At 70.2% G+C, this 16017-nt stretch carries 15 protein-coding genes; 10 read left to right on the top strand and 5 right to left on the bottom strand.

From position 1 onward, the window contains the following. Positions 1–9: 9 nt before the first annotated feature. Entirely contained in the window at positions 10–636 is a 627-nt protein-coding gene (gene ctaE, locus ABD793_RS36475; RefSeq protein ID WP_344867990.1) for an aa3-type cytochrome oxidase subunit III, read from the bottom strand. A 95-nt stretch (positions 637–731) separates the two neighbouring features. Between ctaE and ABD793_RS36470 the strand changes: the two genes are divergently transcribed. The 3 genes from ABD793_RS36470 to trpD all read left to right on the top strand — a co-directional run bounded on the left by ABD793_RS36470 (position 732) and on the right by trpD (position 2692). Continuing rightward, positions 732–1157, top strand: coding sequence for a ribonuclease E inhibitor RraB (locus tag ABD793_RS36470; protein WP_344867989.1), 426 nt, complete (start codon positions 732–734; stop codon positions 1155–1157). Between the two features lie 61 nt (positions 1158–1218). Further along, positions 1219–1629, top strand: a complete 411-nt coding sequence (locus ABD793_RS36465) for a hypothetical protein (RefSeq protein ID WP_344867988.1) — start codon at positions 1219–1221, stop codon at positions 1627–1629. Between the two features lie 7 nt (positions 1630–1636). Beyond that, a complete protein-coding gene (gene trpD / locus ABD793_RS36460; RefSeq protein ID WP_344867987.1) occupies positions 1637–2692 on the top strand; it encodes an anthranilate phosphoribosyltransferase in 1056 nt (351 codons plus the stop codon). Positions 2693–2740: 48 nt separating this feature from the next. On the opposite strand, the gene ABD793_RS36455 is transcribed toward trpD, so the two are convergent. After that, the gene (locus ABD793_RS36455) at positions 2741–3700 is read right to left on the bottom strand and encodes a GlxA family transcriptional regulator (RefSeq protein WP_344867986.1); all 960 of its coding nucleotides are present in this window, start codon (positions 3698–3700) and stop codon (positions 2741–2743) included. An 83-nt stretch (positions 3701–3783) separates the two neighbouring features. Here ABD793_RS36455 and ABD793_RS36450 point away from each other — a divergent pair, with 83 nt between their 5' ends. Beyond that, on the top strand, positions 3784–4710 hold the full coding sequence (locus tag ABD793_RS36450; RefSeq protein ID WP_344867985.1) for a DMT family transporter: 927 nt from the start codon (positions 3784–3786) through the stop codon (positions 4708–4710). Here ABD793_RS36450 and ABD793_RS36445 read toward each other — a convergent pair. After that, on the bottom strand, positions 4658–5080 hold the full coding sequence (locus ABD793_RS36445; protein ID WP_344867984.1) for a cytochrome c oxidase subunit 4: 423 nt from the start codon (positions 5078–5080) through the stop codon (positions 4658–4660). The genes ABD793_RS36450 and ABD793_RS36445 overlap by 53 nt on opposite strands. A gap of 38 nt (positions 5081–5118) precedes the next feature. After that, the gene (gene ctaC / locus ABD793_RS36440) at positions 5119–6066 is read right to left on the bottom strand and encodes an aa3-type cytochrome oxidase subunit II (RefSeq protein WP_344867983.1); all 948 of its coding nucleotides are present in this window, start codon (positions 6064–6066) and stop codon (positions 5119–5121) included. 214 nt (positions 6067–6280) lie between these two features. On the opposite strand from ctaC, the gene asnB reads away from it, so the two are divergent. Then, positions 6281–8215, top strand: a complete 1935-nt coding sequence (gene asnB / locus ABD793_RS36435) for an asparagine synthase (glutamine-hydrolyzing) (RefSeq protein WP_344867982.1) — start codon at positions 6281–6283, stop codon at positions 8213–8215. A 54-nt stretch (positions 8216–8269) separates the two neighbouring features. Here the strand turns inward: asnB and ABD793_RS36430 are convergent, their stop codons facing one another. Then, positions 8270–9259 (bottom strand): carbohydrate kinase family protein, encoded by a 990-nt coding sequence (locus ABD793_RS36430; RefSeq protein WP_344867981.1) that lies wholly within the window; start codon positions 9257–9259, stop codon positions 8270–8272. A 132-nt stretch (positions 9260–9391) separates the two neighbouring features. Between ABD793_RS36430 and ABD793_RS36425 the strand changes: the two genes are divergently transcribed. From ABD793_RS36425 to ABD793_RS36405, 5 genes are all read left to right on the top strand, one after another. Continuing rightward, the gene (locus tag ABD793_RS36425) at positions 9392–9574 is read left to right on the top strand and encodes a hypothetical protein (protein ID WP_344867979.1); all 183 of its coding nucleotides are present in this window, start codon (positions 9392–9394) and stop codon (positions 9572–9574) included. A 351-nt stretch (positions 9575–9925) separates the two neighbouring features. After that, positions 9926–11059, top strand: a complete 1134-nt coding sequence (locus ABD793_RS36420; protein WP_344867977.1) for a GNAT family N-acetyltransferase — start codon at positions 9926–9928, stop codon at positions 11057–11059. Further along, positions 11056–12219 (top strand): LuxE/PaaK family acyltransferase, encoded by a 1164-nt coding sequence (locus ABD793_RS36415; RefSeq protein WP_344867975.1) that lies wholly within the window; start codon positions 11056–11058, stop codon positions 12217–12219. The genes ABD793_RS36420 and ABD793_RS36415 overlap by 4 nt, the downstream gene beginning before the upstream one ends. Then, positions 12216–14738 carry an acyl-CoA reductase gene (locus tag ABD793_RS36410; RefSeq protein WP_344867974.1) on the top strand — a complete coding sequence of 841 codons (2523 nt, stop codon included), beginning with the start codon at positions 12216–12218 and terminating at the stop codon, positions 14736–14738. The genes ABD793_RS36415 and ABD793_RS36410 overlap by 4 nt, the downstream gene beginning before the upstream one ends. Continuing rightward, positions 14735–15988: a phenylacetate--CoA ligase family protein gene (locus ABD793_RS36405; RefSeq protein WP_344867973.1), complete on the top strand. Its 1254-nt coding sequence runs from the start codon at positions 14735–14737 to the stop codon at positions 15986–15988. The genes ABD793_RS36410 and ABD793_RS36405 overlap by 4 nt, the downstream gene beginning before the upstream one ends. The last annotated feature ends 29 nt before the right edge of the window (positions 15989–16017 follow it).

Here is a 16017-nt window from a genome sequence, read left to right as displayed (position 1 = left end):
GGAGGCGGATCAGGGAAGGATGTAGATCACCGCGAAGAGGCCGACCCACACGATGTCCACGAAGTGCCAGTAGTACGACACCACGATCGCCGAGGTGGCCTGCGCGGGCGTGAACTTGCTGAGCTTGGTGCGGATCAGCAGGTACACGAACGCGACGAGCCCGCCGATGACGTGCAGGCCGTGGAACCCGGTGGCCAGGTAGAACACCGTGCCGAACGGGCCGGACGGGATGGTCAGTCCCTCCTCGACCAGGTTGTGGTACTCGTTGGCCTGGCCGAAGACGAAGATCGCGCCCATGATCAGCGTGACGATGTACCAGCGGCGCAGGCCGTAGACATCGCCCCGCTCCGCGGCGAACACGCCGAGCTGGCAGGTCAGCGAGGACAGCACGAGGATCACCGTGAACGGGATCGCGTATCCGACGTTGAGGTGGAATTCCTCGCCGTGCAACGGCGGCGGCCAGGCCGCCCCGGCCGGGTTCTGCGCCTTGACGGTGAAGAACATGGCGAACAGTCCGGCGAAGAACATCAGTTCGCTGGACAGCCACACGACGGTGCCGACACTGACCATGTTCGGCCGGTTCAGCGAGTGGACCCGCTGGCTGATGGTGGGAGCTGCCGTTGTCACGAATCGCATTATGTCCTCCCGCGGCCGCACCCCGCCCGTCGGGTCCGCGGCGGGTCGTGGGAGCTTCGCATCACACCCGGAACGGGCGGAGGGAACGGCTACTCGTGAGTTGGCTGCAACGGCTGCGTGACCTGGCCGGAAAGCGGGAAACCGCCGGTCTGACGCCCGACACGCCCGATTTGCGGGTCGTCGTGACGGCGTTCGACCCGGCGGTCGCGGACTCCGCCGCACTGGCGGATGCACCCGGCTGGACCGCCGCCGCGCCCGCGGTGCTGACGCACCACCTGAGCCTGCCCGCCGACCGGATCGCCGAAGCGGCCGCGATCCTCGCCCAGGACGGCTACGAACTGCGCGAGCAGGAGCGCGACGGGGATCGGGTGCGGGTGCACGCGGTGCGGGTGCAGGTGCTCGACGCGCTGCACTGCGCGCAGGAACGCGCGCGGATGGCCGGGCTCGCGCAGCGGCTCGGCGGCGACGCACTGGGCTGGGACGCACGGCAACCGGGTGACTCACCCACCGCATCCGCGTGACATGTGTCTCGGCGGATACCATCGCGGACGTTCCACCCGTGACGAGACGAAGGCGGGCTCAATGAGCGAGCAGTCCCAGCGGATCCTGGTGTTCAGCCACAAGGCCGGGGTGCGGGAGGCGATCATCAACGCCATCGGCCGCAGGCCGGCCGCCGATCTCGGCCGGGTCGAGTACGTCGAGGCGGACGGGGTCTCCGCTGTCCTCTCCGAAGTGGACGCCGGCACCGTCGACCTCGCGATCCTGGACGGGGAAGCGCAGCCGACCGGCGGCATCGGCCTGACCCGCCAGCTCAAGAACGAGATCACCGACTGCCCGCCGATCGTGGTGACCGTCCGGCGGCGCGACGACCGCTGGCTGGCCACCTGGTCGCAGGCCGACGCCGTGCTGGAGCACCCGCTCGACCCGCTGACCGCGGCGGAGACCGTCGCCGGCGTGCTGCGCGCCGGGCGGGTCCCCGCCGTCAACGGCTGAACCGGGGATGGGCACCACCCCGGTTCCGCCCGGCCCGGCCTCGCAGACCTGGCCCGCACTGCTCACCCGGCTGATCGCGCGGGCCGATCTGCCGGCCGAGGACACCGCCTGGGCAATGGACCAGATCATGTCCGGCGCGGCCACCCAGGCGCAGATCGGCGGCTTCGCGGTCGCGCTGCGGGCCAAGGGCGAGACGCCGGAGGAGATCTCCGGGATGGCCGACGCGATGCTCGCGCACGCGCGCCGGATCGAGCTGGACCGGCCCGCGGTCGACATCGTCGGCACCGGCGGCGACCGCTCGAACTCGGTGAACATCTCCACCATGGCGACGATCGTCACAGCCGCGGCAGGCGCACCGGTGGCCAAGCACGGCAACCGCAGTGCGTCGTCGAAGTCCGGCGCCGCGGACGTGCTGGAAACCCTCGGCGTGACGATCGACCTGCCGCCGGAGGTGGTGCGCGCGTCACTGGAGCAGATCGGCATCGGGTTCTGCTTCGCACCTGCCTTCCACCCGGCGTTCCGGCACACCGGCCCGCCGCGCCGCGAGCTGGGCGTGCCGACCACGTTCAACCTGCTCGGCCCGCTGACCAACCCGGCGCAGCCGCGCAGTGCGCTGATCGGCTGTGCCTACGCGGACAAGACCCACGTGCTGGCCGAGGTCTTCGCCCGCCGCGGGATGTCGGTGCTGGTCGCCCGTGGCGACGACGGCCTCGACGAGATCACCACCACCACGACCACGTCGGTGTGGGTGGTCTCCGGCGGCACCGTGACGGAGCGGACGTTCGACCCGGCTTCGCTCGGCATCGCCAGAGCCACCGCCGAGGATCTGCGTGGCGGTGACGCGGAGGCGAACGCCGAAGTGGTGCGCGAGCTGGTACGCGGCAAGACCGGTCCGGTGCGCGACGCGGTGGTGCTCAACGCGGCCGCCGCACTCGCCGCGTTCAGCGGCTTCTCCGGCTCCCTCGAGGACGATCTGGCCGCCGGCCTCGACCGGGCGGCGCAGGCGATCGACAACGGTGCCGCGGCGGCGCTGCTGGACCGCTGGATCGCGTTCGGCCGCTGAACCCGCACCCGGTGCGTCCGACGACGGCCGGCACCGCGCAGCTGCGATTCAGCGGGCGAACGCGGCCCGGTAGGCACTCGGCGTGGTCGCGCGCAGCCGGGAGAACTGGTGGCGCAGCGCGGCCGCCGACGAGTAACCGCACGCGGTGGCGATGTCCTCGATGGACAGCCGTCCTTCTTCGAGCAGTGCCTGGGCCCGGTCGAGGCGACGTTCGGTGAGCCAGCGGTGCGGGGTCGTCCCGGTGGCGGCGGAGAACCGGCGCAGGAAGGTGCGCTCCCCCAGCCCGCTGCGACGGGCCAGTTCGGCGACCGTGAACGGCCGGTCGAGCCGCCGTTCGACCCATTCCAGTGCTTCGGCGACCACCGCGTCGTCCGGTGCCGCAGTGGCGGGGACCGGCGCCTGCACGAACTGCGCCTGCCCACCTGCGCGGTGCGGCGCGGCGACCATCCGCCGGGCGAGCGCAGTGGCCGCCGCGACCCCGCGCATCCGCCGGACCAGGTGCAGGCACAGATCCACCGCGGCGACCGTGCCTGCGCTGGTGAACACGCCGTCGTCCTCCGCGTAGAGGGCCTGCGGATCGACTTCGGCCGCCGGGAACTGCCGGCGGAACTCCGGTTCGTAGAGCCAGTGCACGGTGCAACGGCGACCGTCGAGCAGGCCGGCGTGGCCGAGGGAGAACACGCCCGCGCAGAACCCGGCGACCCAGGCGCCGTGGTCCCGTGCCGCGCGCAACGCGGCCAGTACGGGCTCCGGCGGCGCGACGGTGCGGGGCGCGCAGGTGGGCACGATCACCAGCTCGGCCGACGTGGCGAAGTCCAGGCTGTGCAAGCCGTTCAGCCCGAACCCGGACCAGCTGGCCACGTCGGTGCCGCCGGGTGAGCACACCCCGAAGTCCCAGCCCGGCATGCCTTCCGCAGTGCGGTCGGTGCCGAACACCTCGCAGGCGACCCCCAGTTCGAACGGGGAGACCCGGTCCGCCAGCAGCACCGCGACCCGTCGTACGTCCATACCGGACAGCTTGTCACAAGTTTTGTGGCCGTTGTCATCTCTGACACTGGTCGGACCGGGGCGCGCAGCCGAGCCTGGATGGCATGAAGAACCCCGAATCCCGCCCGCTCGTGCAGTGGTCCGCCGCGATGGCGCTGTCCGGCACGATCGGCGCGGTCGTGCTCGAAAGCGGTGCCGCCGCACCCTTGGTCGCCTTCGCGCGCTGCGTCGTCGGCGGTGTCCTGCTCGTGTTGTGGTGCCTCGCGCGCGGCTGGTTCCGCGACTGGCGGCCACCGCCAGTCGCGGAACTCGTGACAGCCGTGCTGGGCGGGCTGCTGCTGGTCGGCAACTGGGTGCTGCTGTTCGCGTCCTACGCGCTGTCGTCGATCTCGGTGAGCACCGTGGTGTATCACACACAGCCGTTGATCCTGGTCGGCCTGGCGACGGTGTTCCTCGGCGAGAAGGTGTCCCGTTCGCATCTCGTACGGGCGGGCGTGGCCTTTGCCGGCGTCGTGGTGATCGCACTGTCCGCGCATGCCGACGACGGGCAACCGGTGCGGCTCGCGGGGATCGCGCTCGCGCTGGGCGCAGCAGTGCTCTACGCGGGAGCGTCGATGGTGGCGAAGCAGCTGAAGCACATCCGGCCACATCTGCTCGCCGCAGTGCAGCTGACCGCGGGCGCGGTGGTACTGGCACCGGCGCTGGCTTTCACGCCGTTACCGCATGCCGCGTCGGGCCTGCTGTGGCTGGTGCTGCTGGGCACGGTGCACACCGCGGTGATGTACGTGCTGATGTACGCGAGTATCGGCAGGCTGCCGACCACCACGGTGGCACTGCTGTCCTACCTGTACCCGGTGGTCGCGGTGGTGGTGGACGTACTCGCGTTCGGCCACGAGCTGAGCTGGCCCGAGGGCCTGGGCATGCTCGCGGTGCTCGCCGCCGCACTGGCTCCGCGGCGCGGCGGCGGATCGGCTGCGGTCAGTCGTGACTCGGGCCGGTGTGGTACTCGAACACCAGCCCGCCCACGGTGAACAGCAGTGCCACGATCGCGAGGACGAGCAGCCAGATGTGGAAGAAGGCCAGCGCCAGCCCGCCCAGTGCGGCCGAGGCGGCCAGCCCGATCGGCCAGTAGCTGCCGGGGCTGAAGAAGCCCAGCTCACCGGAGCCGTCGCTGATCTCGGCGTCCTCGCGGTCCTCCGGGCGCGGTTCGATCCGGCGGGACACGAACTGCAGGTAGCTGCCCGCGAGGAAGGCGAGACCGCCGGTCAGCAGGAGCGCGACGATGCCGACCGGCTCGGCCTTCTGATCGGTCGCGTAGAGCGCGGTCATCACCCAGTAGATGGCGGACATGATGACGGCGAACACCGCCACCAGGTAGAAAATCCGGGCCTCGACCTTCATCGGATTGGTCCCCTACTCCTCTGGATCGCCGGAACCGGTCAGTTGGACGCGGTGCGTGCGGTGCGGTCGGTGTTGAACGGCTTGGTGGTCACCGCGTACGGGCTGCACAGCTCGCCGCAGTTCATCTCCGTCAGCGCCTCGGAGGCCGTGGTCGGCTGGCCCGTCTTCGGATTCGTCTGGGTGCGGAGCTTGAGGTACTGCTCGTACTTGTCCGGGGACAGCGCCCGCACCTCGAAGTTCATCACCGAGTGGTAGGTGCCGCACAGTTCCGCGCACCGGCCGACGAAGGAACCCTCGCGGTCGATGGAGTTCTGGAAGGAATTGTCCTGGTTGTTCTTCTCCGGGTCCGGCATCACGTCGCGCTTGAAGTGGAATTCCGGGACCCAGAACGAGTGGATCACGTCGGTGGAGCGCAGCCGGTACTCGATCGTCTTGTTCGTCGGGAGCACCAGCAGCGGGATCTCACCGGAGGAGCCGACCGTGCTCACCTGGCTGCCGTCCGGGCGCTTGGCGTTCGCGTCGTCGTACTTGAACTCCCAGTTCCACTGGAAGGCCACCACGTCGACGGTGACGTCCGGGTCCGGCTTCTTGTCCAGCACGTTGTTCTCGGTCGTCGCGGTGAAGAAGAACAGCACGCAGACCATGATCGTCGGGACGACGACGGTGAAGATCTCCAGCGGGATGTTGTACTGGAACTGCCTCGGCAGGTCTTGCGGCCCCTCCACCGCGGAGTTCTTCTTCTTGCGGTGGAAGGTGGCGGTCCAGAAGATCAGGGCCCACACGATGACACCGACGACCAGCGCGGCGATGACCGTCCAGGTCCAGAGGGTCCGCATCTGGTCGGCCTGCGGGGTCACCCCGACCGGCCAGCCGAAGCGGAGGACCTCGTCCCCGGAGCAGCCTGTCGCGGTCAGCGCGACGAGCGCGGCCAGGGCGGCGATCCGCCCGGTTCGCTTGACCACCGGGGTGCGCTCTCGCTTTCCCACTGCGCCCTGCCCTTTCACCCAACAAAGGCCCCCGTCATTCAGGGCCTCCTGCACCGATCTTCGTGACAGGCGGAGCCTAGCCGAGTTCACGCTTCCCGCTGTCCAAGGGGTGACCAGTTGCGCCACGCGTCACCCGCATTCCGGGCATCGTGGCCTGCCCCGGCATACTGGGCCCTTCCCCGGACCGGCCCGACCCAGAGGTGTGTGAATACACGTGTGCGGCCTGCTTGGACTGATCTGCGCGACCGAGAGTGACGCGGCGAAGGCCCGCGCAGCCGTCGGCTCGGCCATGCACTGCCAGCGCCACCGCGGCCCCGACGAACAGGACACCTGGGCCGAGGCCGAGGTCGTGTACGGGTTCAACCGGCTCGCCTTCATCGACGTGGACCATGCCCACCAGCCGCTGGTGTGGGGCCCGCCGGAGGCACCCGGCCGGTACACGCTGAACTTCAACGGGGAGATCTACAACTACCGCGAGCTGCGCGACGAGCTGGCCGCGGAGTTCGGCGCGAAGTTCGACACCGAGGGCGACGGCGAGGCGATCGTCGCGGCGTACCACTACCTCGGCGCGGACGCAGTGAAGAAGCTGCGCGGCATGTTCGCCTTCCTGATCTGGGATTCGGCCGAAAAGGTCGTTTTCGGCGCTCGCGACCCGTTCGGCATCAAACCGCTCTTCTACTCCGCCGGTCCGCAGGGCGTGGCCTTCTCCAGCGAGAAGAAGAGCCTGCTGGAGCTGTCCGGCACGCTCGGCGTCGCGCGCGAGCTGGACCGCACCGCACTGCAGCACTACCTGGTCCTGCAGTACGTGCCGGAGCCGGAGTCGCTGCACACCGCGATCCGGCGGGTCGAGTCGGGCACGTCGTTCCGGGTGGTTCCGGGCGGGCAGGTCGAGTTCACCCGGTACTTCCACCCGCAGTTCACCGCCCGTCCGGTGCACGGTGCGGCCGAGGCCGAGCAGCTGTACCAGCGGATCGCCGACGTGCTGCGCGATTCGGTCGGCAAGCACATGATCTCCGACCCGGACGTCACGGTCGGCGCGTTCCTGTCCGGCGGCATCGACTCCACCGCCACCGCGACGCTGGCCAAGGAGCACAACCCGAACCTCATCGCGTTCACCACCGGGTTCGAACGCGAGGGCTACTCCGAGGTGGACGTGGCCGCCGAATCGGCCGCGGCGATCGGCGTGCGGCACGTGGTCCGCACGGTGTCCGCGGACGAGATGATGGCGGCGCTGCCGCTGATCGTCTGGTACCTCGACGACCCGGTGGCCGACCCGGCGCTGGTGCCGCTGTGGTTCATCGCGCGCGAGGCGCGCAAGCACGTGAAGGCGGTGCTCTCCGGCGAGGGCGCGGACGAGCTGTTCGGCGGGTACACCGTCTACAACGAGCCGATCTCGCTGGCGCCGTTCGAGAAGGTGCCGGGCAGCGTGCGCAAGCTCCTCGGCAAGGTGTCCACGAAGATCCCGGAAGGCACCCGGGGCAAGGACCTGCTGCGTCGCGGCGCGCTGTCGCTGGAGGACCGCTACTACGGCAACGCGCGCAACTTCCGCGACGAGCAGCTGCGCGCGGTGCTGCGCACCTACCAGGAGGGCGTCGGCTTCAAGGACGTCACCGCGCCCTGGTACGACGTCTCGCGCGGCTGGGACCCGGTGGCCCGGATGCAGCACGTGGACCTCTACACCTGGCTGCGCGGCGACATCCTGGTCAAGGCGGACAAGGTCACCATGGCCAACTCGCTGGAGCTGCGCGTGCCGTTCCTCGACGCCGAGGTGTTCAAGGTCGCCGCTTCGATTCCCCTCGACCAGAAGCTCGCGCACGGCACCACGAAGTACGCACTGCGCCAGGCGCTGGCGAAGATCATCCCGCCGCACGTGCTCAACCGGCGCAAACTGGGCTTCCCGGTGCCGATCCGGGCGTGGCTCCGCGGCGAGATGTACGACTGGGCGCGCGGCATCATCAACGACTCGAAGACCGACGAGCTGCTCGACAAGGCCGCCGTGCTGCGGTTGCTGGAGGAGCACAAGGCAGGCCAGCTCGACCGCAGCCGCCAGATCTGGGCGCTGCTGGTGTTCATGCTGTGGCACGGCATCTTCGTGGAGAACCGGATCAAGCCGGAGATCCCGGAGCCGGTCTACCCGGTCAAGCTCTGACCGGGTCCGGGGGCGCGGTCCGCACCCCCGGACAGCACCCCCGGACAGCAGCGGTCAGGCAGGCAGCACCGGGGCGATCTCGTCGGCCGACTCCGGGCCGAACGCCTGGCGCAGCCGCTGCAGCGCGTCGGTGCGGTCGAACGTCCACTCCTGGGTGCCGACGGTCTCCAGCACGAGCACCGCGATCAGCGAACCGAGCTGGGCGGCGCGTTCCAGGCCGAGACCGCCGTCGACGGCGGCGAGGAAGCCGGCGCGGAACCCGTCGCCGACCCCGGTCGGGTCGGCTTTGCCGCGCTCCGCGACGGCGCCGATCTGCAGGGCGAGCCCGTCGCGGCCGATGATCTCCACGCCCTTCTCGCCGAGCGTGGTGATCCGCATGCCGACCCGCGCCAGCACGTCCGCCTCGGTCCAGCCGGACTTCTGCAGCAGCAGTTCCCACTCGTAGTCGTTGCTGAACAGGTACTTCGCGCCCTCGACGAACTCCCGCACCTGCGCACCGTCCATGCGCGCGAGCTGCTGTGAGGGATCGACTGCGAACTCGTACCCGCGCTGACGGCACTCCTGTGCGTGCCGGACCATGCCGTCCGGATCGTCCGGGCCGATCAGCACCAGCCCCAGCTCGCCGCTGCGGTCGGCGATCGGCTTGAGCTCGATGTTGCGCGATTCGCTCATCGCACCTGCGTAGAACGTGGCGATCTGGCACAGGTCCTCGTCCGTGGTGCAGACGAACCGCGCGGTGTGCGCGACCTCGGACACCAGCACCCCGTCGGTGTCCACGCCGTGCCGCTGCAGCCACGAGTCGTAGTCCGCCCAGTCCGCGCCGACCGCGCCGACCAGTACCGGCGCCACCCCGAGCACACCGAGACCGAACGCGATGTTGGCGCCGATGCCGCCGCGGCGCACCACGAGGTCGTCGGCGAGGAAGCTCAGCGACACCCGGTGCAGCTGCTCGGCCACCAGCTGCTCGGCGAACCTCCCGGGGAAGTGCATCAGATGGTCTGTCGCGATGCTGCCGGACACGGCGATCCTTGGCTTGTCTGCCACCGGGTTCTCCTCAGAGCTGTCGGGTACTCGCCTCGGCGCGGCATGCCCCTTCCGGGTAGTTCCCACGCCCGCGCCGACACTACCGGCTGGTACCGCTGTCGCCCTCGAGCACAGCTCAATAACGTGCTGGAGGTGAACCCCACGACCGAACCGGAAAACCTCGGCGAGCTGATCGCCGACTGCGCCCACATCCCGTCCGCACTCGCCGCCCGCACACCACCGGTCCGGCAGCTGCCCGCACCCCGCACCCCGCAGCCGTGGACGGTCGACGACGCCTGCCACGCCCAGGTCGCGGAGCTCGACGCCTACGTCTGATCCACCCGGGCCACGAGCCGGGTGGAGGCCGCATCCCGCAGTGCGGGGATGCGGCCTTCAGCGCGTCCGGAGGTCTTCGTCACACCCGGCGGACCGCTCACCGCAACGGCTCAGCACACTGGGACATTAGGGCAGGATTTCCGGTGAGCCGCCTCACTGACCGGAAGATTTCCGCTGATCACGGCGTCAAGATCGATTCAGTCACAGCTCTGCGTGCGGTAATTTCCGAGGTACGCCGACCGCGACCTGGCCGGCGTCCCCATTTCGCCTCGTCCCCCGGCCGGCAAACCCAGGCCGGGGGACAGTCCTGTGCGCGCTGGGGAAATCCGGTGATTCTCGAGGAGACCCCCCGTGTACCCGCATTTCGAGCCTGCCCGGCTCGACGACGTCGAGGAGCTGCTGAGCCTGTACCGGCGCGTGTACGGCAGCACCTACGCGCTCCCGCTCGGCACCGATCCGCAGGTGATGGCCGCGGAACTGGCTGCCGACACCACCACCTGGTTGCTCGCCCGTGACCACGGCCGGATCGTCGCGTCGATCCTGGCCACCGTCGCACCGGCCGACCGGCTGGGCAAGCTGCAGGGCCTGGTGGTCGATCCGGCCCGCCGCGGCGGCGGCATCGCGCACACCGCGGTCGGCGAACTGACCCAGCACCTGCTGGCCAGCGGCAGCGTCGATTCGGTGTACGGCACCGCGCGCACCACCGCCACCGCACCGCAGCGGATCTGCCTGCGCAACGGCTTCACCGCGCTGGGCCTGTTCCCCAACCTCCGCAAAGCCGCGCGGCACGAGACGATGGCCCTGCTCGCCCGCCACCGCGAGGGTCTGCTCGCCCGGCGCCATCCGGTGACCCGCGTGCCGGCGAAGCTCGGACGGCTGGTCAACGCGATCGACAAGACCGTCGGGCTGCCGATGTGGCCGGAACTGGTGGACACGCCGGAAACCCGGCCCGAATCCGACCGCCCGGTCCGGCTGGAGCTGGTGGACGCGCCGAACTACGTGCAACGCGAGTTCGACCGGCTGGTGACCGATCCGGTCCGCCGGTTCTACCCGCTGCACCGCCCGAACGTCCTGCTCGCCGACGTCGACGGCCACTTCGAGTCCTACGCGCACCTGAGCCGGACCGATGGCTACTGCACGCTGATCGGGGCGACCCCGGCGCCGATGTCGGTCGCACCGTACCTGGACACGCTGATCGACGAACTGAGCGGGCTCGGCGCGCACTACGTCGAGACGCTGGTCCCGCTGCATTGTTTCGCCGAGCTGTCCACCTTGCTGGCACACGGTTTCCTGCCCGCCGCGCTGTACCCGGCGATGCGCCGCGAGGGCGAGCTGTTCCACGACTACGTGGTGATGGCCCGCACGCTGCAGCCGTTGAACTTCCGCGGCCTGGCGATCGACGAGGCGTTCCGCCCGTTCGCCGAGCAGTACATCGATTTGTGGACCGGCCGCTACCTCGACACCCAGGGGGTCTTCCAGTCGTGAACCGGCACCTCACCGATCCGGCTGTGGTGCCGGATCCCGTTGCGCTGCAAGCGGTCCAGCGGTTCTGCGACGTCACCGACGCGTACCGGCACGATGCCGGGACGGACGCGTTGTTCCTCGAGGCGATGAACGAGTCGAACGCATGGCACGCCGCGCGTTCGCCGTTCGCGGCGAGCCTGCTGCGCGACGTCGCACCGCTGGAGTCCATTTCGGACCTGGTCCGCCAGCCGTTCGTGCACGCCAACTTCTTCAAAATGCACGAAGTGCTTTCGGTGCCCCGCGAGGACGTCGCGGTGCACGCGACGTCCTCGGGCACCACCGGGCAGAAGTCGCAGATGTTCTGGGACGCCTGGACGTTGCGTGCCGGACAGCGGATGGTCGCGCGGATCTACGACCACTACGGCTGGATCGACGGGACCGATCCGGTGCACTACCTGCTCTACACCAACCAGCCGCAGCCGGGGCTGAAGCTGGGCAGCTCGTTCACCGGACAGTTCATGACCGACTTCGCGCCTGCCGCCTCGGTGGACTACGGCCTCGCGCACACCGGCACCGGGCACGAGTTCGACGCGTTCGGCGCGATCCGCGCACTGCAGCGCTTCGCCGAGGACGGGCTGCCGATGCGGGTGTTCGGCTTCCCTGCGTTCCTCTCCTTCACCCTCGACCGGATGCGCGCGATGGGCATCGGCCCGCTGCAGCTCTCGCCGCAGTCGCTGATCCTGTTCGGCGGCGGCTGGAAGGGCCACGCGGACAAGCAGGTGCCGAAGGCCGAGCTGTACCGGCGCATCCACGAGCAGCTCGGTGTCCCGGACGGGCGGATCCGCGACGGTTTCGGTTCGGTCGAGCACTCCATCCCCTACCTCGAGTGCGAGAACCACCACCTGCACGTGCCGACCTGGTCGCGGGTGCTGGTCCGCTCGGTCCGCACGCTGGCACCGCTGGACTTCGGCGAGCGCGGCTACCTGCAGTTCGTCTCCCCCTACATCACCTCGGCACCGGCGCAGAGCGTGCTGATGGGTGACCTCGCGTCGCTGCACCCGCCCGAGGAGTGCGGATGCGCCACGCCGACGCCGTGGTTCGTGGTGCACGGCCGCGCCGGCGTGAGCCGCAACCGCAGCTGTGCCGTCGCCGCCGCCGAACTCCTGAAGGACAAAGCATGAAAAACCACTTCTGGCAAGGCATCTGGGTCACCGACGAGGAAGCCGCGCAGCGCCTGGAGACCCTCGAAACGACCACGCAGGAGCTCCTGCAGGCCCCGCGGCTGAGCCCGGCCACCGTGCTGGCCGCAGGCGACGCGCTGGCCGTCCGGCTGGCCAAGCCGGACGACGAACTGCGGGTCCGGCTCACGAAGCTCCTGCTCGAGCGGGGTGTGCCTGCCGGGGAGGCGGCGCGCACGTTCGACGACCTGCTGCGCGTGCTCGACCGCGCGGAGCTGGAGCGCAAGCTGACCAGTGAGCTGGGCGGGATCGACCCGGCCCGGCTGGCGCGGGGCGACTTCCGCCGCACAGTATTCGAGGCATGGGTCCCGGTCGGCCTGCTGGCGCACATCGCCTCCGGCAACGCACCCGCGGTCGGCGCGCTGAGCGTTGTCGAAGGGCTGCTTTCCGGCAACGTCAACGTGGTCAAGGCGGCCGGTGACGACTCCCGGTTCACCGCCGAGCTACTGGCCGCACTGGCCGCGCAGGACCCGACCGGGTCGATTGCCGAACGCGTCATCGTGCTGCACTTCTCGTCGTCGCGGCGCGACTGGCTGGCCCGGATGATCGAGCCCGCGGACGCGGTCGCGGCGTGGGGCGGTGAAGAGGCGCTGGCCGGTATCGCCGAGCTGGTCCGCCCCGGCACCCGGCTGATCGACTGGGGCCCGAAGCTGTCGTTCGCCTACCTGACCGAGGACGTCTGGTCCTCGCGCAGTGCGCTGCGCGGCGTCGCCGCCGACATCTGCCGGCTCGATCAGCAGGCGTGCTCCAGCCCGCAGGTGATCTACCTCGACACCGAGGACGAGGCCGAGGTGTTCGCCTTCGCCGAGCGGTTCGCGCCGGTGCTGGCCGAAACCGTCGCGGCGGGCGAGCCACGTGAGCCGAGCCTGCCGGAATGGGCCGAGATCACCAACACCACGCTGGTCGCGCAGCTGGAGGAGCACCTCGGGCTGACCAAGGTGCTCGCCGCCGAGGACGGTTCGTGGCGGATCATCGCAGACGTCCGGGACACGCTGCGGGCCTCGCCGCTGTATCGCAGTGTGTGGGTAAAACCGTTGCCGCGCAAGAACATCACCGCGGCACTGCGGCCGATGCGCCGGTACCTGCAGACCGCGGGGGTCGGCGCGACGCGCCCGGACACCGCCGCGCTGGCCCGGCTGCTGGTCGCCATCGGCGTGCAGCGCGTGACCGTGCCCGGTGAAATGCTGAGCGGGTACGCGGGTGAGCCGCACGACGGCGTCTACGCGTTGCAGCGCTACAGCCGCCGCGTCGACGTGCAGCTGGACGAGCGGTTCGCCGCGGACGCCGCGCTGGACGATCTCGGCACCGCCGAACAGTTGCCGGTGCCGGATGTCCCGGTCACGCCCAAATCGGAGTTCGAGTCCCTTCAGGACGGTCGCGGCGAGGTGTTCTTCCTCTCCGGCGGCAGCACCGGCAAGCCGAAGCTGTCCGCGTTCACCTGGGCCGACTACGACGAGCACATGCGCTTCGGCGCGGAGAGCCTGCTCACCAGCGGACTGGATCCACGCACCGACCGCGTGATGAACCTGTTCTTCGGCGGCCGGATGTACGGCGGGTTCGTGAGCTTCTTCTCGTCGCTGGAACGGCTCGGCGCGGTGCAGTTCCCGATGAGCGCGGACCTTTCCCGGCTCGACGCGATCGCCGAGGCCATCGTGCACAACCAGGTGGACACCCTGGTGACGCTGCCGAGCTTCACCACGGCGCTGTTCACCGAATGCGCCGACCTGCTGCGCCGGTACCGCGGCGTGCGCAAGATCTTCTACGCCGGCGAGCACTTCGGCACGGCCCAGATCGCCTGGCTGCAGGCGGAGTTCGGGATCGAGCTCATCCGCTCGGCCGCCTACGGCGGGGTGGACGCCGGGCCGATGGCCTTCCAGTGCCCGCAGTCCCCCGCGCGCGTGCACCACGTCTTCACCGGTCTGCAGACGCTGGAGATCCTGGACGGCAACGACGAACCGGTGCCGGCGGGCGAACCGGGACGGCTGGTCTTCACCGCGCACACCCGCCGTGGGCAACGGCTGGACCGCTACGAGATCGGCGACCTCGGGCGCTGGATCGCCCAGCCGTGCGGGTGCGGCAGGCGCAGTCCGCGGTTCGAGCTGCTCGGCCGGGTCGGCGACGTGTTCCGCACCGCCTTCCAGACGATGAACTACCGCCGGTTCGTCCAGCTGGCCGAGCAGGACTGCGGGTACACCGGCGCACTGCAGCTCATGCTGACCGACGTCGCCGGTGGCGAGCACCTCACCGTCCGGGTCGAGGACGGCACCGATCCGAACGCGCTCGAACAAGCCCTGATCGAGGGCTACGACCAGCTCGCCGAGGCGGTGCACGGCACCCGGCGGCTGCGGCTGGAGGTGGAATCCGTCGCGCGCGAGGGGTTCGTGCGCACCGCGACCGGCGGCAAGGTCGTCGCAGTCGTCGAGAACCGTGCCGGCCGCAACCATTCCGGGAGCACCACGTGACCATTTATCCCGCACTGGACGGGCACGTCAGGTTCGTCCGCGCGCACTCGCCGTTCTACCGCGCGCTCTACGCCGGACTGACCGGCCCGTTCGCCCTCACCGACCTGCCGATCGTCGACCAGCCCGCGTTCTGGGCGGCGAACACCGTACGGGACAACGGAATCCTCACCGGTCCGCAGACCGGCGGGATCGTCTTCAAGACCGGCGGCACCACCAGTGCCCCGCGGGTGTCGGTGTACACCCGCGAGGAATGGCGGGAAATGGCACGCACATTCGCCACCGGACTTGCCGCGGCCGGGCTGCGCTCGGGCGACCGGGTGGCGAACCTCTACCACGCGGGCGAGCTGTACTCCGGATTCATCTTCACGCTCAACGCCTTGCAGGAGGCCCTGACCGACACCGTTCAGCTGCCGATCGCGGGCAACGCGCCGCTCGAGTTCGCGGTGCAGACGATGCTGGACTTCGCCGCGACCGTGGTCGCGGGCTTCCCGACCTACCTGGTCGAGCTGGCCCGGAACGTCTGCGCCGGGGTGGGCAGCCTGCCCGGCGTCCGGCTGCTGCTGTTCAGCGGCGAGGCGTTCTACGACGACCAGCGTGCGGTGATCGCCGCGGCGTTCCCGAACGCCGTGGTGCGCTCGATCGGCTACGCCAGCGTCGACGCCGGGATCCTCGGCGCGCCGGTGGAAGGCGAGGACCTCCGGGTGTTCCGCGGTTTCGGCGGGCAGCGGATCCTGGAACTCGTCGACCCCGACACGGCCGAGCCGATCACCAAGGCCGGCCGGGCGGGCAGGCTGCTCCTCACCGATCTGGGCCGCCGCCTGCTGCCGATCATCCGCTATCCGGTCGGCGACCTGGTCGAGTGGACCGATTACGCGGCACGCACGTTCCGCCTGCTCGGCAGGGCGGGCGAGGGCGCCCGTATCGGGCACGTCACGCTGCACCTGGACTATCTGCGCGAAGCGGTCGACAACGCGATCGGCGACGCCGTGGTCGACGGCTTCCAGGTGGTGCTGCGCCGGGCCGCGGCACAGGACCAGCTGGTACTGCGGGTTGCCGCCGGTGCCGCCGACCGGCCGGCCGCGGAAGCCGATCTGCGGGCTCGGGTCGACCTGCTCAGCCCGCGCTTCGCCGACCAGGTCCGCACCGGCGTCTGCCCGCCACTGCAGGTGGAATGGGTACCCCCGGCCGGGATCGTGACAAACCGGCGTACCGGCAAGGTGCTGCGGCTGATCGACGAGCGGCCAGTCTGAGCGGGCCGTCCGCGCGGTCGGGTACGGCA

It is taken from the genome of Amycolatopsis ultiminotia, assembly GCF_039536925.1.
Classification (GTDB): Bacteria; Actinomycetota; Actinomycetes; order Mycobacteriales; family Pseudonocardiaceae; genus Amycolatopsis; species Amycolatopsis ultiminotia.
This window is presented reverse-complemented; position numbering and strand designations above follow the sequence as displayed.